The sequence below is a fragment of the Metabacillus litoralis genome (genome assembly GCF_003667825.1).
In the GTDB taxonomy this organism is placed as follows: Bacteria; Bacillota; Bacilli; order Bacillales; family Bacillaceae; genus Metabacillus; species Metabacillus litoralis_B.
The window spans coordinates 2,034,909-2,052,689 of record NZ_CP033043.1 but is presented as its reverse complement, the minus strand read 5'-3'; the positions used below and the strand labels follow the sequence as shown (position 1 = coordinate 2,052,689).

The 17,781-nt window shown below is 34.6% G+C and carries 17 protein-coding genes; 13 read left to right on the top strand and 4 right to left on the bottom strand.

Translation table 11 applies throughout. The annotated features are described in order from the left end of the window. Positions 1-12 precede the first annotated feature (12 nt). Positions 13-1,149, top strand: a complete 1,137-nt coding sequence (locus D9842_RS10050) for an alcohol dehydrogenase catalytic domain-containing protein (RefSeq protein WP_121662407.1) — start codon at positions 13-15, stop codon at positions 1,147-1,149. A 104-nt stretch (positions 1,150-1,253) separates the two neighbouring features. Next, on the top strand, positions 1,254-1,709 hold the full coding sequence (locus tag D9842_RS10045; protein WP_121662406.1) for an SRPBCC family protein: 456 nt from the start codon (positions 1,254-1,256) through the stop codon (positions 1,707-1,709). 74 nt (positions 1,710-1,783) lie between these two features. Here the strand turns inward: D9842_RS10045 and yyaC are convergent, their stop codons facing one another. Further along, the gene (gene yyaC / locus D9842_RS10040) at positions 1,784-2,371 is read right to left on the bottom strand and encodes a spore protease YyaC (RefSeq protein WP_232273339.1); all 588 of its coding nucleotides are present in this window, start codon (positions 2,369-2,371) and stop codon (positions 1,784-1,786) included. A 271-nt stretch (positions 2,372-2,642) separates the two neighbouring features. Here yyaC and D9842_RS10035 point away from each other — a divergent pair, with 271 nt between their 5' ends. Further along, a complete protein-coding gene (locus tag D9842_RS10035) occupies positions 2,643-3,362 on the top strand; it encodes a metallophosphoesterase family protein (RefSeq protein ID WP_121662405.1) in 720 nt (239 codons plus the stop codon). 161 nt (positions 3,363-3,523) lie between these two features. Here the strand turns inward: D9842_RS10035 and D9842_RS10030 are convergent, their stop codons facing one another. The 3 genes from D9842_RS10030 to D9842_RS10020 all read right to left on the bottom strand — a co-directional run bounded on the left by D9842_RS10030 (position 3,524) and on the right by D9842_RS10020 (position 5,544). Then, on the bottom strand, positions 3,524-3,802 hold the full coding sequence (locus D9842_RS10030; protein WP_098798989.1) for a hypothetical protein: 279 nt from the start codon (positions 3,800-3,802) through the stop codon (positions 3,524-3,526). A gap of 127 nt (positions 3,803-3,929) precedes the next feature. Beyond that, entirely contained in the window at positions 3,930-4,607 is a 678-nt protein-coding gene (locus D9842_RS10025; RefSeq protein ID WP_121662404.1) for an NAD(P)H-dependent oxidoreductase, read from the bottom strand. A 100-nt stretch (positions 4,608-4,707) separates the two neighbouring features. Beyond that, a complete protein-coding gene (locus tag D9842_RS10020; RefSeq protein WP_121662403.1) occupies positions 4,708-5,544 on the bottom strand; it encodes a deoxyribonuclease IV in 837 nt (278 codons plus the stop codon). Between the two features lie 292 nt (positions 5,545-5,836). Here D9842_RS10020 and D9842_RS10015 point away from each other — a divergent pair, with 292 nt between their 5' ends. The 10 genes from D9842_RS10015 to D9842_RS09970 all read left to right on the top strand — a co-directional run bounded on the left by D9842_RS10015 (position 5,837) and on the right by D9842_RS09970 (position 17,780). Further along, entirely contained in the window at positions 5,837-7,024 is a 1,188-nt protein-coding gene (locus tag D9842_RS10015; RefSeq protein ID WP_232273340.1) for an MFS transporter, read from the top strand. Positions 7,025-7,620: 596 nt separating this feature from the next. Next, positions 7,621-7,899 (top strand): MerR family transcriptional regulator, encoded by a 279-nt coding sequence (locus tag D9842_RS10010; RefSeq protein ID WP_098799007.1) that lies wholly within the window; start codon positions 7,621-7,623, stop codon positions 7,897-7,899. A gap of 250 nt (positions 7,900-8,149) precedes the next feature. Then, positions 8,150-9,316, top strand: a complete 1,167-nt coding sequence (locus D9842_RS10005) for an LL-diaminopimelate aminotransferase (RefSeq protein ID WP_121662402.1) — start codon at positions 8,150-8,152, stop codon at positions 9,314-9,316. A gap of 371 nt (positions 9,317-9,687) precedes the next feature. After that, complete coding sequence (locus D9842_RS10000; protein WP_121665021.1) at positions 9,688-10,761, top strand: branched-chain amino acid aminotransferase; 1,074 nt, start codon at positions 9,688-9,690, stop codon at positions 10,759-10,761. Between the two features lie 309 nt (positions 10,762-11,070). After that, the gene (locus tag D9842_RS09995) at positions 11,071-12,012 is read left to right on the top strand and encodes a VanW family protein (RefSeq protein WP_121662401.1); all 942 of its coding nucleotides are present in this window, start codon (positions 11,071-11,073) and stop codon (positions 12,010-12,012) included. A gap of 735 nt (positions 12,013-12,747) precedes the next feature. Then, on the top strand, positions 12,748-13,563 hold the full coding sequence (locus D9842_RS09990) for a Cof-type HAD-IIB family hydrolase (RefSeq protein WP_121662400.1): 816 nt from the start codon (positions 12,748-12,750) through the stop codon (positions 13,561-13,563). A gap of 257 nt (positions 13,564-13,820) precedes the next feature. Next, on the top strand, positions 13,821-15,164 hold the full coding sequence (locus D9842_RS09985) for a 5'-deoxyadenosine deaminase (RefSeq protein ID WP_162987390.1): 1,344 nt from the start codon (positions 13,821-13,823) through the stop codon (positions 15,162-15,164). 18 nt (positions 15,165-15,182) lie between these two features. Next, a complete protein-coding gene (locus D9842_RS09980; protein ID WP_121662399.1) occupies positions 15,183-16,187 on the top strand; it encodes an XdhC family protein in 1,005 nt (334 codons plus the stop codon). Next, a complete protein-coding gene (locus D9842_RS09975; RefSeq protein WP_121662398.1) occupies positions 16,180-16,803 on the top strand; it encodes a nucleotidyltransferase family protein in 624 nt (207 codons plus the stop codon). The genes D9842_RS09980 and D9842_RS09975 overlap by 8 nt, the downstream gene beginning before the upstream one ends. Before the next feature lie 104 nt (positions 16,804-16,907). Then, on the top strand, positions 16,908-17,780 hold the full coding sequence (locus D9842_RS09970; protein ID WP_162987389.1) for an FAD binding domain-containing protein: 873 nt from the start codon (positions 16,908-16,910) through the stop codon (positions 17,778-17,780). Position 17,781 lies beyond the last annotated feature (1 nt).

Sequence of the window (17,781 nt, the reverse complement as noted above, 5' to 3'; positions counted from 1 at the left end):
GGAGGGCCAAGCATGAAGGCAGTCACATATCAAGGATTTATGGATGTTAAAGTAAAAGAAATGCCTAATCCTGTGATTAAACAAAATGATGACATTATTGTCAGAGTAACACATACCTCCATCTGTGGCTCTGATCGACACTTTTATCATGGAATGGTCCCAAGTATGGGAAAAGATTATATTATTGGGCACGAAGCAGTTGGAATTGTTGAGGAAATTGGTTCGCGCGTTCATAAAGTCAAAAAAGGTGATAAAGTAGCAATTGCATATAATATCGCATGTGGTGAATGTGTAAACTGCCAAAATCAGCTTGAGAGTCAATGCCTCGTATCGAACCCTGAAGGAGAAATTGGTGCATGTTTCGGCTGTTCTAGACTCTATGGTGATTATAGTGGCAGTCAGACTGAGTATGTACGTGTTCCTTTCGCTAATTTCGGCACTTTTAAAGTGCCGAAAAATAATTCCGTTCCTGATGAAGAACTATTATTATTAACAGATGCTCTTTCTACTGCTTATTGGGGTATAGATCAAGCAGGTGTGAAAAAAGGAGATACAGTCATTATATTAGGTTGTGGTCCCATTGGTCTTCTCACCCAAAAGCTTGCATGGTTTAGAGGAGCTAAACGTGTTATTGCAATTGACCATGTTCCATATCGACTCGAACATTCAAAAAAATGGAATAATACAGAAGTGTTTAATTTTAACCAACATAAGGATCTTGAGCACCATATTAAGGAGATAACAAAAGGTGGAGCTGATGTTGTGATCGACTGTGTTGGAATGAGTGGGAAGATGACTCCGACAGAAATGGTAGAAACAGCCCTTCGTTTACAGGGAGGCGCTCTTGGTGCAATCGAACTAGCAAGCCAGCTTGTTCGTTCGGGAGGTGTCATTCAACTTATTGGGATATATGGACTAAGATATAATCAATTTCCGTTAGGAGACTTATTTGCAAGGAATATTACCTTAAAAATGGGTTTAGCTTCTGTTATACATATCATGCCATTTTTATATGAACTTCTCCAAAGTAAGCAGATTTCTATAAATGATGTTATTACACACACTTTACCTTTAGATAAGGCAGAGCATGCTTACAGGATTTTTAATAGCCATAAAGAGAAATGTTTGAAAATTATTTTAAAACCTTAAGAAGAGACAATGATGTCTCTTTTTTTGTATTGCATAATGTACAGCCCTTATTGAATAAGTAAAAGTAAACAAGTTAATTTTTTAAAAGAAGGGAGAAATAAGAGATGCCAAGTGATTTATATAAGGTAGAAGTAGATCAGCCGATTAAGGCTATATGGGAGTTTGTTAGTGTAATGGACCATTGGGCACCACTTGTACCGGGTTATATTGAACATGAAATAATAAACGATTCAGAATCAACTTGGAAATTCAAAACAGATTTAGGTGTAATAAAGAAAAAAATTCATTTGAAAGTCGATATTACAGACTGGATTGAGCCCAAAAAAGTCATGTTTAACTTAACGGGTATAAATGAGAAGATCATTGGAAGTGGTTACTTTGAAGCGGAGGAAATCTCAGCGAAAAAAACAATGATGTTAGGGTATCTGGATATCACACCTGAAGGAAAAATGGCAAAAATGATTAATTCTAAATTAAAGAAAAGTTTATCGGAAATTACACAAGAATTAACAGAAGCTATTGTAGAAAAAATTGAAAAAAAGGAAAATGTTCTTCGATAATATCGTAATGCTCAAACCAAAAACAGAAGCAAGATGTTTGTCTCTGTTTTTGGTCTTACATAATTACATTAGAGTCATATAGGATAATTTGAAGGATATCGGAAATATTGTCTTACTGCAAGACAAATTCCTTTTGCAATTGTTGTTGTCATCGTATAGATAAGGTGTAGGTTTGTATGAAACAACGAAGAGTGTAGGGAGGAATCGTTTTCCTGAATAACACCCATAATACTGCAATCTCCAATGGCAGGGAGTTTTTTCCCTAGTCCCTCTCCTGGTCGTAATGACCCTTTTCGGATAGCAATGCTATTTACGATTTTTCTCGAACCAAGTACACTGTCAATAGCAATTATAAAGCTATTATTAGGCAGAGAGATGCTTCCATACTCTTTTTCTAGCGTTAAGGCATCCAATGGGAATTGCAGGTTTCCTAACACTGTTAAATGGTTTGGAAATTTTTCATTTAAAAGAGTTCCAACAAATGGACCCAGACTATCACCACTAATTTGATTTGAGCCAATTCCAATAACATATATATGCTCTGTACCTTGTGGAATAAGAGTAAATAAAGAGTTTCGAATATATAATGGAGCTAACTTATCATTATACGGAAAAACTCCTTCTAACATTGAATTCTTACTATCTGAACTTTGATCTATCATAGATCCCCCTCCCACATCCCTAAAAATTAAGCGGTAACAAATTAATTTGTTTACATATAAAACTATGTTAAATGACAATTCTTTTAAATATATCAAAATTCCTTCTTGATATTGATAAAAGTAATTAGTAATTTTTTGCATTTTTTATTCGGAATAAGTAAGATAAGTCTTACATAATAAGAATAAACTAGAGAGTAATTCCCGAGCGTATACATGTTAGAAGTGTACATGATATGATTTACACAACAATGTTTTAAGAGAGGGATTATAGATGAAAATAGCATTTATTTCAGATATTCACGGAAATGCAGTTGCTCTTGAAGCTGTCTTACGTGATTTGAAAAAGAAGGAAATTAATAAAGTATATGTACTAGGTGATATTTGTTATCGTGGACCTGAACCGGAGAAATCTTTATCTTTAGTACGTAATTTACATACAAAGGTCATAAAAGGAAATGCAGATGAATGGGTTGTTCGGGGAGTGAATGAAGGTGAAGTAGCTACACAAGCTCTTGAGATCATGAATAGAGAGCGAGACTGGACTTTTGAACGTTTGGAATCAGGAGATATTGACTATTTAAATACACTCCCACATTCTCTTGCTTTTGAAGAAAATGGGGTTAAAATTCATGCATTCCATGCAACACCAAACAGTTTATTTGATATTGTATCACCTGAGACAAAAGATGAAGACATAAAAGAAAAACTAATGTCTAAGGTTGATTCACATATATATGTTTATGGTCACATTCATAAGCCATATATACGTTACATAAATGGTAAAGTTGTTATGAATGTAGGCAGTATTGGCCTTCCATTTGATGGTTTAGCAAAAGCTTCCTACGGCTTGCTTAAGATAAATGAAAGTGGAATTAGTACATCAATTGAGCGGGTTGATTATGATGTTGAGAAGGTTATAAAACAATATCAAGATTCAGGATATCCTAATGCTAAGATGATGATAAATATTTTAAAAAATGCAAGCTTATAGGAAAGATTATTTCTCGGGAAAGCGCATAACTTGACATTTTAAAATATGAGAGTGTCGGAATATGGAGAGGGAAACTGCTAGTTAGTACTTATCCCTAAAAAGAGACAAGAAAAAGGATCAATCTCTATATATAGACTGATCCTTTTTTCTTGGTTACTTAATTACCACAATAAGAAGGGAAGTAAAGTAAGAGCAGTAAATCCGCCATACGGATATCTTACAAAAGGTCTTCTTCTGAATGGACGTGGACCGTAAAAAGGTCTTGGAGCAAAAAATCCGTATCCATATTCACTTTGATTTTCAGGGGAATGATATTCTTCTATTTCAATCCCGTTGTCATCAATATTCGCTACTCTTCCAACAACCCATTGATTTTCTTTATTTTTAAAACGTACCATCTTACCCTCATATTGCTTTTTCATTTCATTGATGTTTGACATCATTAGCACTCCTTTTAATGGAATGCTATAGTGTATGAAGACATATATTTTTTGATAGGGCTAATTACTAGATTAATTTGTCTATTTATTAAAAGTATCTAATAAACAAGATGTTCTACTTTACAAATTAATCAATAAATTGAACAATATCTTCCATCGATTTTCTTGTTTTTGGTCGAGGATCTTTTGCACGATATCCGAACGCAACCATTACGGAAACAGCTAGATGACCATCTTCTAATAACTCTTCCTCTTCTAATATTTTTTGGACTTTATCAAAATCAAATCCTTCGATTGGGCATGAATCAATTCCTATTAAAGCTGCGGCCGTCATCATATTTGCCAATGCAATATACGTTTGTTTACTTGCCCAGTCAAACATTGTTCGATCATTTTCTAGTAGCTTGAGATCATGTTCCTGAAAGTTTTTATAGCGCTCTTTAATTTGATCAAACAATTCTGGTGGGAATTTTTTTACGTTTAGCATCTGATTTTTCACATAATCTGAATCGTATTTTGTATCTTTTATTGTTCTTGCAAGGATAATCACAAAATGGCTCGCAGTTGGGAGCTGTCCTTGTGCCCCCCATGAAACTTCTCTTAACTTCTCTCTTAACTCTGGGTTTTGTACAACAAGAAATTTCCAAGGTTCATATCCAACTGAGCTTGGGGATAGCCTCGCAGTTTCCAATATATAGCGAAAATCATCTTCTGATATTGTTTTATTTGGATCAAATTCTTTTGTTGCATGACGTGAGCGAAATGCTTCAAGAATAGTTTCTTTTGTCATCGTTTTTTCTGTCATGATTAAATATCCTCCTTTTATGTATTTCACGTAAAAAAGTATAGATGATAGGTCGAGAATTGAAAAATAGTTTGCTCAAATAATAAAAAGGTCTAGCTATTTAAGTCTGAATGAATTGATATAACATTGATATTTCTTCTTGATGAGTAATTCCTTCATCAGAAGGGGTCTCTAGAACAAAGGGAATATCTGAAAGATTAGGTAACTGAAATAGATTTTTAAAGCACTCTTTTTCAATGTATCCATTTTTAAATATATTCGCATGGCGATCTTTACCGGAGCCAAGTTCATACTTTGAATTATTTAGATGGACTGCTTTTAGGGAATTTATATAGCCCAATTCTGATGCTTTGCCCCACAATTCTTCTTGATTCTTTCCGGACCAAAGTCCACTTGCATAAGCATGACAGGTATCTAAACAAAATCCAATTTTTTCAGGATAATCGGTTAAGTTCCGAACCTGGACAAGCTCCTCTAATGTTGTGCCTAGTGCTCCTGATTTCCCTGCGTTATTCTCGAGTAAAATAAGAGTTTGTCCGTTCCACTTCCTTAGAATAAGATTAAGCATCTCGATCATTAATTGATAACTGGCGAGTGGGTCAGTTTTACTAATTTGACTTCCAAAATGAACAACTACTCCAATTGAGCCACAACAATCAGCAATTTCTAAGTCATTAAGAAGAGAATCAATTGTTAGGTCTTTTTTATCTATTGTAGGTGTTAAGCTTGTTGGGTAAGGGGTATGGGCAATTGAAACAAGATTGTTTTCAACACAAAATTCATGACAGAGCTTTGCATCTTGCCGATTAAATTCCTTCACAGTTAAACTTCTTGGATTTTTAGGGAAATATTGAAATGCTTTGCCACCAATGCTATCCATATATTTAGCTGCTGCAAAATATCCATTCCGAATACTAACATGGCTACCAAATCTCATATAAGCTCCTTTCTTTTAAAAAGTTTTTATTTTTCTCCGGCTTCATTCATAAGGAAAAGCTTAAATCAGTAGTCGTTAAAATAATATATAGAGGTATCTTTTTATTATTTTTAAAATAATTAACTTTATTCTCAAATAGAATAGTAAGAACGGTATGCATCTCTTGAAGCAACCTTTGAGCGAAAGAATCATATGAGTTGAAATAAGAGTTAGTAAAGAATAACCTTGAAGAGTAGGATACAAGTTAACTTAGTTAAATTTTCATTTGAAAAATGAGAAAAGGAGGGCTTTTTTGGATCAACAAGCTAATACAAACGGAATTACATTACATAAAGAAAAGATTTGGACACGGGATTTTGTATTGATTTGTTTATCAAACTTTTTCATCTTTCTCGGGTTTCAGATGACGTTACCAACTATTCCCCTTTTTGTTAAGGAGCTTGGCGGAAATGATCAGTTAATTGGAGTTGTTGTTGGAATATTTACATTTTCTGCATTGCTTGTAAGATCATATGCTGGTCACGCTTTGGAATCAAAAGGAAGAAAGTTTGTTTATTTAACCGGCTTAATTATTTTTATCATTTCTGCAGGTTCGTTCGGATTTCTACCTACTATTGCTTTTTTATTTTTTATGAGAGTTATTCAAGGTATTGGCTGGGGTTTTTCAACTACAGCCTCTGGCACAATTGCTAGTGATATTATCCCTCCTAAGCGACGTGGAGAAGGAATGGGTTACTACGGTTTATCTGGTAATATCGCTTTGGCATTTGGTCCTTCTCTAGGACTCAGTTTGGTAGGAATGATAACATTTAAACAATTATTTGTTATTTGTGCTTTTTTAGGGATTGTAGCATTAATTCTGTCTTCACGAATACAGTATAAACAGGTGGAAAAGTCACAGCAAACAATAAAGAAAGATAAATGGGATTTTTATGAAAAAAGTGCACTTCAGCCAGCCATGCTTTTGTTTTTTATTACTGTAACATTTGGAGGAATTGCATCTTTCTTACCTTTATATGCTGAACAAAAGGGAATATTAGGGATTCAATGGTATTTCCTTGTATTTGCTATTGCTCTAATGGCATCAAGAACGTTCGCAGGAAAAATATATGATCGTAAAGGCCACCGGGCTGTTTTTATTCCAGGAGCCGTATTCATTATGATCGCAATGATCTTGTTGTCATGGCTCCCAAGCACAACCATTTTATTAACAGCTGCAGTATTGTATGGAATTGGATTTGGTTCTGTTCAACCGGCACTTCAAGCATGGTCAATTGAAAAAGCACCTAAAAATAGGAGAGGGATGGCAAATGCAACTTTTTTTTCATCCTTTGATCTTGGAGTTGGAATTGGTGCACTTTTATTTGGGCAAATTGGTCATGTTTTTGGTTATCATACAATCTACCAAACATCAGCTATTTCAGTTAGTATCTCAATTATTTTATATATTGTACTTCTTGTCAGAAAGACAAAAAGTTAGTATGTGGGAAAACCTACCATCCTATTGGATGGGAAAAGGGATGTTTTAAATAATGTGTAAGATTATCTCACAAACACCTTTTAATGCATGAATTTTCTGATAATATTAATTTAAATAGATTATTCGGAAGAAGGTTGATCATATGACAGTAATAGAATTAAGAGAAAATATTATTAAAAAAGTAGCGGAAGATTTTAATATATCTCTTGAACAGGCAAAGGACCTTATTAATAGCAGCTTTGAAATTGGGGAGCCTGAATGATTCAAAAAATACTGAAAAGCGGTTTATATTGCTTTCAGTGTGAAGTGTTTTTAGAAAACGACAAGATGGAAGATTGGGAATGCTGGTGTAACAGAAGTTACTGTGAAAAAGCAGATATTACTATAAATGTTCATTCTCATTCCGGATCTATAGAAAAAGACATCTAGATGGAGATGTCTTTTTCTATAGATTTTTTATAAAATTCTGTAAATTAATCTTGTTGGAAAACGCTTCCTATTGGTAAAGTAATGAAGAGATCAGAAAATAACGTACAAAAACCGGGGGCGTTTCTTTGGATAAGACGAAATCATATCGTGATAAAAAAGTGATATCAATGGGTACTGTGTGTGAATTGACCGGGTTGTCAGAAAGAAGAATCCGCTATTACGAGGAAAGAAAATTAATTTTTCCAGATCGTACGTCAACTGGATTTCGTAAGTATTCTTTTTCTGATATTGAGAAATTAATGGACATTGCTGAAAAGGTGGAGGAAGGCGTTCAAACCGACGAAATCCGTAGAGACTACAAAAAGAAAGAAACTGATGCTGATCTTAAGAAAAAAATGATTCGCGGTCAATTAAACTCTCATTTTCAAAGAAGTGGCTTTAAGTAAGGGGAAAAATAAAATGTTCTAATTTAGGATGCTCAACAAACAGCATTCTTTTTTATTTTGGATATTCAAGTATGAAGCAAGTGGAAAAAAGCTCGAATGTTTCATTTTATGCAAAACTTTACAATTGAAAAAAACGATTAAAAATTCAACTATTTCAAAAGATTTAAACTTCATTATTCCCGTATAACGTTTAGTTATGATACACTTATTTTCAGAAAAATGAGAACTTGCGATATAAGTGGGGTATAAAATGACTATTACATTATCAAATAAAATGAGCTTTTTTAAGCCTTCTATTTTTAGTGAGCTTGCACAATATAAACAGAGAAAAATAAGTGAAGGTGCACCGATTATTGATTTAAGTATTGGTAGCCCGGATTTGGCTCCACCATCTTTTATTACCAATGCTTTATCTAAAGAAGTGTTGAAATCAGATCAATATGGCTATTCTTTAACTGGAACTAATGAGTTTAATAGAGCAGTTTCTTCTTTTTATCATAGAAACTATAAAGTGGAGTTGGACTCAATAGAAGAGGTGCTATTATTAATGGGTTCTCAGGACGGACTTGTTCATTTTCCAATGGTTTTTGCAAATCCAGGGGATGTGATTTTAGTGCCGGATCCAGGTTATACTGCATACGCTGCTGGAATTGCGATGGCTGGGGCAACTCCTTATTTTATGCCATTGAAAAAGGAAATGAATTTTTTGCCTGATTTATCAATTATTCCTTCTGAGGTGGCTGAAAAAGCGAAGTTGATGATCTTGAATTTTCCTGGTAATCCGGTTCCCGCATTAGCTGATATAGAATTTTTTGAAAAAGTCGTTGCATTTGCTAAAAAATTCAATATACTCGTCCTACATGATTTTGCATACTCTGAGCTTTATTTTGAAGAAAAGAAGCCAGTAAGTTTTCTTTCGATCGAAGGAGCAAAAGACATTGGAGTTGAGATGTCTTCATTTTCAAAAAACTATAATATGGCAGGTACTCGAATTGGCTTTCTTGCTGGTAATAAAGAAATGGTACAAGCAATGAATCAATTGAAAAGCAATTTGGATTATGGTGTGTTTTTACCAATTCAAAAGGCTGCAATCCTTGCTCTTGAAGAGGGTGCTCACTTTTGTGAAGAAAGTAGACAGGTGTACCAAGAACGCCGTGATACTTTAGTTGAAGGTTTAAATGAATTAGGTTGGACCATAACAAAGCCTGATGCAGGTATGTTTATTTGGGCTGAAGTTCCTACGGGCTTCAGTTCGACAGAGTTTACTTATGAACTAATTGACAATGCACATGTTGTTGTAACGCCTGGACATGCATTTGGTCCAACTGGTGAAGGGTATGTAAGGATTGCTCTTGTTCAGGATGTAGAAAAGTTAAAGAAGGTTATTACCTCAATAAAGAATGCGAATATCTTATAGATTCTCATCAATTAATAGTGAGGGACCCATGAGCTTTTTAACAACACAAAAAGAACATTAATAACAATCGAACAAGTGGAATAAGATATTTTATATAAAAGAGTGGGAAGGCTACCCACTCTTTTTGATTGGATTAAATACCAAGAATAAAAATTTTTCTATAGAAAAATAACTTTAATATTGGGCTGAAATAATATTTTTATTGATTATTTTGAATCTTTTGTCGAAAAACAGTTGTTAACTGCTCCATGAAAGTTATAAAATAGTGAAATATAGAAAGTTTGATTAGATACCTTTTGTAAAATGATCAGAGGTTAGTTCTAGAAAATGATAACTTCTTTAAATTTTGTTGATTGGGAGAGTTTAAAATGATGACAAAAACAAAAATTGATGTAACACTTAGTACAACACGAAAAGAAAAGCCCAAATCAGATCAGTTAGAGTTTGGCCGCGTTTTTACTGATCATATGTTTGTAATGGATTATAGTCCGGCAAAAGGATGGCATGATCCAAAAATTGTTCCATATGAACCAATTACACTTAGTCCAGCTTCAATGGTCTTCCACTACGGACAAACAGTATTTGAAGGGTTAAAGGCATATCGTACGGAAGATGATAAAGTATTATTGTTCAGACCTGAGAAAAATATGGAAAGACTTAACTTATCAAATGATCGACTTTGTATCCCTCGAATTGATGGCGAGTTTGTTATTGAGGCCCTAAAACAACTTGTTTCGATTGAAAAGGATTGGATTCCTACTGCGGAAGGAACATCTCTTTATATTAGACCATTTATTATCCCAACTGAGTATTACTTAGGGGTAGCTCCATCGAAGTTTTATCGATTTATGATAATTCTTTCTCCTGTAGGTTCGTATTATAAAGAAGGAATTCATCCGGTAAAAATATACGTTGAGAACCATTACGTTCGTGCTGTAGAAGGTGGAACAGGGAAAGCTAAAACCGGCGGTAACTACGCTTCAAGCCTAAGAGCCCAAGAAGAGGCTGCGCAAAAGGGCTACTCACAAGTTTTATGGTTAGATGGAGTTGAAAAGAAATATATAGAAGAAGTAGGAAGTATGAATATTTTCTTTAAAATTAATGGGGAAGTTGTCACACCTGAAGTAAATGGTAGTATTTTAGAGGGAGTAACAAGAAGATCAATCCTAGAATTACTAAAATCATGGGAAACACCTGTTTCTGAGCGAAAAATATCAATGGAAGAAGTGTACCAAGCATATAAAGATGGACAATTAGAAGAGGCTTTTGGTACTGGTACTGCAGCAGTTATTTCTCCAATTGGTGAATTCTTATATGACGATAATAAAATTGTGATTAATAACGGAGAAACTGGTGAATTATCTAAAAAACTTTATGATACATTAACTGGCATACAAAAAGGTACGAAGCAGGATCCATTTAATTGGGTTACTGAAGTAAACTAATTAGTTAAAAAGGTTAATTCAACAAACTAAGCCGTTCTAAAGTTTTGTAACCACTCACTTTGCAAACGGGAACTATTGTTGAATTGGCCTTTTTTGTTTTAAACAAAAAAATGATAAATTTACATCCCATTTGGAAAAAATATGAAACATTTTCCCTTAATTAAACGTCTTACTAATGAGAAGAATATTAACTCATATATATTGTTCAGGAAGATTTTAACAAATATTAGGATATTTTGATTAAGTGAAAAATATATATGAGAATATAATAAGTGGTAAAGAAAATTTAATGGGAAATGTGGGAGAGTTATGCGTAAGAAATATGTTTCAACGTTGATTTTCTTGTTCATGATGACGGGTTGTAGTTCGAATGTAGTTAGTGGCAATGAAAAAGATGAACCTTTACCAGTGAAGAGCTTGGCAATGAATAGTTTTCAATTAGCAGAGAAACAAGTGGAATTTCAAGTTCAATTGCTGCATCCTGACACACAAAAAATATTATATTCCTTTTCTCCTTCACTAAATCAAGAGTCGGAAGCTTATGAGGAAGAAGTCAGGCGAGTTGCGAAGGACTTAGCTGAAAGTCTTGATCAACCGATGATACCGGTGAAGTATATGGGCAATGGTGGCTTAACAGGAGGAACAAGTCGTGTTCTTTTAGATGAAGAAAAATTAGTTGATATGTTATTGAATGTTCATGCGCTTGATAAAACATTAGATCTACCTATAGAAGTGATGTCACCGAATGTATCAGCAGAAACTGTAAAAAATATTGACGAAGTAGTTATTGGCCATTATAAAACATCTTTTAATCCCAACGTAGCTGGTCGCTCACAAAATATATTTTTATCAGCAAATGAGATTAATCAAATTGTATTGGGTCCAGGTGATCGCTTTTATTTTAATTTAGTTGTTGGTGAGCGTACTGCAGCAAGAGGCTATCAAAAAGCAAAAGAAATTGTAGATAAAGAATTCGTTGAAGGAATTGGTGGGGGTATTTGTCAGACTTCCTCTACTTTATATAATGCAGTTGCAAATGCAGGATTGGAAGTTTTAGAAGTTAACTCACATTCAAGATCTGTTGGCTATGTTCCTACCGGGAAGGATGCAACAGTATCCTGGGGAGGTCCAGATTTTAAATTTATGAATAACAAAGACTTCCCAGTTATGATTAAAACATTTGTGAATAAACAATCTGGAACAATAGAGGTTCAAGTAGTTGCTTCAAAGCATGATGCATCAAGGGTTTAATAGCTTAACACAAACTGGTTTGTAAGTATCTAACTGGTTCGGTTCCGTATACAAAAACTAAATTAGCCCACCAATTAGCAGCCTTATCACAACTGAGTAAGACTGCTAATTTTTTGTTGATATATTGGAGGTTAACAAAATGGACGGTAAATTAAAATGGTGACATAAATCAAGCTCTTTGTTATTCCAATTGGTATCCTGAAAATGATATTTATCTACCAGGGGTGGAGGATGATGGTGATTGAAGGGCGGATAAATAAAGAAGGCCTTGTTGAATTGAGTAACGGATAGTTTAAATAAGTGGAATTTTTACGGTTAGACTGAAGAATGGAACTCGGTTTGGATGATATAAGCGGATATATTCCGGTTAAGCAAAGTGAAATGGTCCATCTTCACCTTTTTAGATAAAATAAAAGGAACCTTTCCGTCTATTTTATCTTTTTTTCGTGCTTTTTCCTCAATAAGAGGAATTTCTCCGCTTATTTTCGTGTGATTTACTTATCAAATTGCCTTTTAATCCTAGTACGAATTACTCTATGTTAATTTTTATTTTCTTCAAATCAGAACTCGTTAGTGGATGTTAGACCAGTATTTTTATTTGTTGATAAGAGTTAAAGCGGGGTTCTAATGATTAATATAACATTAATTTTGAATTCCGGAATGTTTTTTTCCCTTAAGCCTCTTTTTATAGTAGGATATGAATATAGTGATCTATGTATAGAAAGGACTTAAAACATGACATATAAAATGATTGTATTAGATTTGGATGATACGTTATTATGTGACGATCATTCGATATCACCTCGTACAAAAGAGGCGTTAATGAGAGCGCAAGAACAAGGTGTGAAAGTGGTTTTAGCATCAGGTCGTCCTACTTTTGGAATGAGAGAGTATGCAAATGAATTATTACTACATCAGTATGGAAGCTATATTCTATCTTTTAATGGTGGTAAAATCATTAATTGCTCTTCAAATGAAGAAATGTTCAGCAGTACATTAAGTGCAGAATCTGTTCATCAATTGTTTGACATAAGCCGTCGTGAAAATGTATTTATTCATACATATATAGGTGATGAAATTATTACGATGGATGAAAATCCTTTCACGAAAAAAGAATCTACTTTAACCGGATTACCTATTAAGATGGTATCAGACTTTGTACAGTCAGTAACTGTGCCAGTAGTAAAAACATTAATGGTAGCGGAGCCAGATGTACTTAAGGATGTTGAAAAGAAGTTGCAGAAAGAATTAGACAATCAATTTTCAATCATGCGTTCAAAGCCGTATTTCCTGGAGTTTACTGAAAAAGGTGTTACAAAGGGAACAAGCTTACATCAACTAATTCAAAAATGTGGCATTAAACAGGAAGAAGTTATTGCAATTGGAGATAGTTATAATGACATATCCATGATTGAGTTTGCAGGTCTTGGAGTTGCAATGGGAAATGCTCCTCAAGAAATTAAAGATCTGGCAAATTTTGTTACAGATACGAATATGAATGATGGAGTCGCAAAGGTAGTAGAAGATTTTATACTAAATGTTACTGTTTAAGTAGTGATAAGGGTTGCTTACAATCATGTAGGCAACTCTTTTTTATTTCAGCTGAATAATAGAAAATACTTTCATTTAAAACTCTCTGTGAGAATTTCTAACATAAATGTAACAATAATTTACAATTGAGGATATAATTTAGCTAATTTAATAGATGAGAATGAATGTTTCTCTAGAAAGCAAGCTTCGTGTATTTATGATTGTTAGATTTAGTAACAAGGTGTTGGGATTGTCAGGTAGGTGGGAGGCGGAACTTAGTGGAAATTTTAATTAAAAATGCTGAAATCATAACGATGAATGAAAAAAGTGAAATTTTGCACGGAGATCTTTTAATAAGGGATGACCGAATTGTTGCAATAGAGGATAAAATTGAGAATGTGACTCCGGATAAAATGATTGATGCAACAGGGAAGACGGTTATTCCTGGTTTAATTCAAAGTCATATTCATCTTTGTCAAACACTGTTTCGCGGGCAGGGTGATGATTTAGAACTTTTAGACTGGCTCTCCAAAAAGATCTGGCCCCTTGAAGCTGCGCATGACGAGGAATCAATTTACTATTCAGCTATGCTTGGTCTAGGAGAATTAATTAGAAGTGGAACAACATCCATAATCGATATGGAAACAGTTAGGCATACCGAATATGCTTTTCAAGCTATAGCAGAAAGTGGAATTAGGGCTATAGCTGGTAAAGTTATGATGGATCAAGGAGCAAATGTTCCATCAATTTTATTAGAAAATACTAGTTCTTCCATACAAGAAAGTGTTGACCTATTAGAAAAATGGCATCTGTTTGACAATGGTCGTATTCATTATGCATTTTCACCACGGTTTGTTATTTCATGTTCAGAAAAGATGTTAACGCAAGTAAGGGATTTATCTCAGCAGTATCAAGTAATGGTACACACCCATGCATCAGAAAATCAAACAGAAATAGAAATGGTTGAACGTGAGCGAGGAATGAGAAATGTTGTTTATTTGGATCATATCGGCTTAGCAAATCCCAGATTATTACTAGCTCATTGCATTTGGCTCGACGAACAAGAGAAAAGAATTATTCGTGATAGAGGAGTAAAGGTAAGTCATTGTCCTGGCTCAAATTTAAAGCTTGCTTCTGGAGTGGCAAATACTCCTGAGATGCTTGATCAAGGAGTATTTCTAAGTATTGGTGCTGATGGTGCACCTTGTAACAATAATCTTGATATGTTCAATGAAATGAGGTTAACAGCACTTATTCAAAAGCCAGACCATGGTCCAACGGCTATGGATGCAAAAAAAGTATTCAAAATGGCAACGATGGGTGGAGCAGCTGCAATGGGAATGGAAAAAGAGATTGGTAGCTTAGAAGTCGGGAAAAAAGCTGATGTTGTGATATTAGACTTAAATGATTTTCATACGTATCCTTCAACAGAGGTTGACCCTATTTCAAGAATTGTCTATTCAGCAACGAGAGCAGATGTAGAAACATCGATCATTAATGGAAAAATTGTGATGGAAGACCAACGTTTACTAACAATTGATAAATCAATTGTGCTAAAAGAAGCAAATTCTTCTATTCAGCGATTATTACGAAGAATATCGAGAGTCGATACGATGATTTAATAGAGAGGGAGGAGCAGGATGGGAACCGACATTTATGAAATCCTCGACACCATTTCAGAATCCACACAGGAAATGGTATTAGCAACGATTGTTAATGTGGATGGCTCTTCGTATAAAAAGGCTGGATCCACTATGCTTTTTCATGAAGATGGAGTTCAAACGGGCCTGTTAAGTGGAGGATGTTTAGAAGAAGACTTAAAAGAAAGATGTAAAGAGTATTTTCATCAGAAGGGCTCCACTTTGATAACGTATGACTTAACAGCAGAAGATGACTTGTCATGGGGACAGGGGGTTGGATGTAACGGGACAATAAAGGTATTAATTGAGTCAATAACCCCAGAATTGATGTCGCACTTAAAAAAGGTAAGAGAGCTTACTAATCATGGTATATCGGTCTCGTACATTAAACAACTATCTCTTGAAGGTGATGTTTACGGTTATCTTTTTTATACAGAAAATGCTGAGTATTTTGGACAATGGAAAGGAGATTTTCCCCAAAAAGAAAAATGGCAATCAGAAGCAATAAGGATGGAGAATGACTATCTCCTTTTTAAACAAGAAATTCAAGCGAGACCTAGACTATTTATCTATGGAGCAGGAGCTGATGCTAGACCTCTTGCACAACTTGCTCAACAATCAGGCTATGGAGTCATTGTTGCAGATTGGAGGCCAGCTTATTGTCACAAAGATTATTTTCCTTCAGCAACCGAAACCGTTGTACGATCTCCTGAAGAATTTCTAACTAGCTATACGTTTTCAACCTCAGACTCAATTGTGTTAATGACACATCATTTTCAAAAAGATCTCGAGTTAGTGAAGTACTTACTAAAAAAACAACTATCATACTTAGGGATCTTAGGCTCAAAAGATCGAGCGCAAAGGTTGTTACAAGGAAAAAAGGTTCAAGATTGGGTTCATTCACCTGTTGGTTTATCAATAGGGGCTGAAGGACCACATGAAATTGCTGTTAGCATTGTTGCTGAATTAATCGAACAGAAAGCAAGGAGGTGTGTAAATGTATAACGAAAACATCGTGGGAATTTACTTGGCAGCAGGTCACAGCTCACGTATGGGTACTTGTAAACTATCATTGCCTTTAGCAGGTGACACTCTTGGAACAATGGCATTAAAGGAAATTGTTAAATCTAAGATTAATCATTTAGTCATTGTCACAAAAGACTTTCAACCAAACTGGCTTCGAACGATTGAGCCGCTTCTTACAAATTCTATTCATTGGGAGCATATTATCAGCTTGCAAGCACATCTCGGTCAATCTTATTCACTTCAAGCAGGTATTCAAAGAGCAAAGCAAGTAGGAGCTGATGCCGTTTTAGTTTTTTTAGCGGACCAACCGTTTATTACTTCACAATTGATAGATAAATTAATAAGTCGAACATCCAATGAACATGATTTTATCGCCTCGTTCGATGGAATTTCAATGAAACCACCAATCTTATTTCAAAAGAAGGGATTTGATTCTTTATTAAAAATTAAAGGTGATCAAGGGGCGAGAAGGCTTTTGAAAACGGGAATGTTAAATGGTTTAAAAATAAATACAGATTATCACCAATTAATAGATATTGATACACTAGAACAGTATGAGACTTATAAACAAATAGTAAGTCCCCAACTTGGCTAATCAAAGAATGTACTAGGTTTTAAATTAACCTCAAACTACTAACCTCCATTTTCTATTCTCATCTGTTTTATTCACAAAAATTCTAAATGAAATTAGGTGATGTAATGAATGCCGAACAACAATCAACTATGCTGAAATCCGAGATCTTCGTCGAACATCCAATAACAATTGAGAATGCAATAAAATTGAAAGTGCTTTTTGAAGGCGAATATGTAGCAGGAGGTACGCTTCATCAAATCCAATGGGAATCAGGTGTTCCCCTTCCTTCAAGACTAATTAATCTTTCCTGTATTGAACAATTAAAAAAAGTTAGATATGAAAAGAATGATGAGAATATTTTAGCAATCGGTGCACTTACATCGATTGCAGAGTGTATCACGCATCCTGAGATAGTAGAACACTGTCCATTATTAACTGAAGCTTGTAGAAACATTGCTGCACCTGCTGTTCGGAATCGTGCAACAATAGGAGGAAATGTAGCAAGTGGAATTGGTGACGCAATTCCAGCCCTTCTTGTGTTAGATGCGAAAGTGAAAATAGCGCTTAAAGACCAAATATACGTGATTGATTTAGCAACCTGGTTAAAAGAAAAAGGATCATACCCCTTTTTGCTTCTTGACATTTTAATTCCTCTTCAAGCTAAGAAAACAAAAAGTTTTTATCGAAAGGTTGGAAGAAGAGAAGCCTTTACAGCTTCTTTAGTGACGGTTAGTTGTTGTTGGAGCAAGTGCGGTCATAATGAAAATTCATTTATTCGCATAGCTGTCGGGGGAGGAACACATTTTCCTATTAGACTACAAAAACTAGAAAAGCTATTGACCGGTAGTAGATCTCAAATAACAAGAGACATTATATACAATACAATTTTAGAAGAATTTCATTCATATTCGGATGCCTTTGTAACAGAGTCGTACCGGAAGAAGGTTACAGCAAACATTCTTACAGAAAAATTAGAAACGATCCTAAGGGAGGGATAAG

What these genes read in the sequence shown, in the direction of transcription:
- D9842_RS09970 (WP_162987389.1), top strand. Translation starts at nt 16,908, where the DNA reads ATGAATGCCGAACAACAATCAACTATGCTGAAATCCGAGATCTTCGTC.
- D9842_RS10030 (WP_098798989.1), bottom strand. Translation starts at nt 3,802, where the DNA reads ATGTCAAACATCAATGAAATGAAAAAGCAATATGAGGGTAAGATGGTA.
- D9842_RS10020 (WP_121662403.1), bottom strand. Translation starts at nt 5,544, where the DNA reads ATGAGATTTGGTAGCCATGTTAGTATTCGGAATGGATATTTTGCAGCA.
- D9842_RS09975 (WP_121662398.1), top strand. Translation starts at nt 16,180, where the DNA reads ATGTATAACGAAAACATCGTGGGAATTTACTTGGCAGCAGGTCACAGC.
- D9842_RS09990 (WP_121662400.1), top strand. Translation starts at nt 12,748, where the DNA reads ATGACATATAAAATGATTGTATTAGATTTGGATGATACGTTATTATGT.
- D9842_RS10025 (WP_121662404.1), bottom strand. Translation starts at nt 4,607, where the DNA reads ATGACAGAAAAAACGATGACAAAAGAAACTATTCTTGAAGCATTTCGC.
- D9842_RS10035 (WP_121662405.1), top strand. Translation starts at nt 2,643, where the DNA reads ATGAAAATAGCATTTATTTCAGATATTCACGGAAATGCAGTTGCTCTT.
- D9842_RS10050 (WP_121662407.1), top strand. Translation starts at nt 13, where the DNA reads ATGAAGGCAGTCACATATCAAGGATTTATGGATGTTAAAGTAAAAGAA.
- yyaC (WP_232273339.1), bottom strand. Translation starts at nt 2,371, where the DNA reads ATGATAGATCAAAGTTCAGATAGTAAGAATTCAATGTTAGAAGGAGTT.
- D9842_RS10010 (WP_098799007.1), top strand. Translation starts at nt 7,621, where the DNA reads ATGGGTACTGTGTGTGAATTGACCGGGTTGTCAGAAAGAAGAATCCGC.
- D9842_RS09980 (WP_121662399.1), top strand. Translation starts at nt 15,183, where the DNA reads ATGGGAACCGACATTTATGAAATCCTCGACACCATTTCAGAATCCACA.
- D9842_RS10045 (WP_121662406.1), top strand. Translation starts at nt 1,254, where the DNA reads ATGCCAAGTGATTTATATAAGGTAGAAGTAGATCAGCCGATTAAGGCT.
- D9842_RS10000 (WP_121665021.1), top strand. Translation starts at nt 9,688, where the DNA reads ATGACAAAAACAAAAATTGATGTAACACTTAGTACAACACGAAAAGAA.
- D9842_RS10005 (WP_121662402.1), top strand. Translation starts at nt 8,150, where the DNA reads ATGACTATTACATTATCAAATAAAATGAGCTTTTTTAAGCCTTCTATT.
- D9842_RS09995 (WP_121662401.1), top strand. Translation starts at nt 11,071, where the DNA reads ATGCGTAAGAAATATGTTTCAACGTTGATTTTCTTGTTCATGATGACG.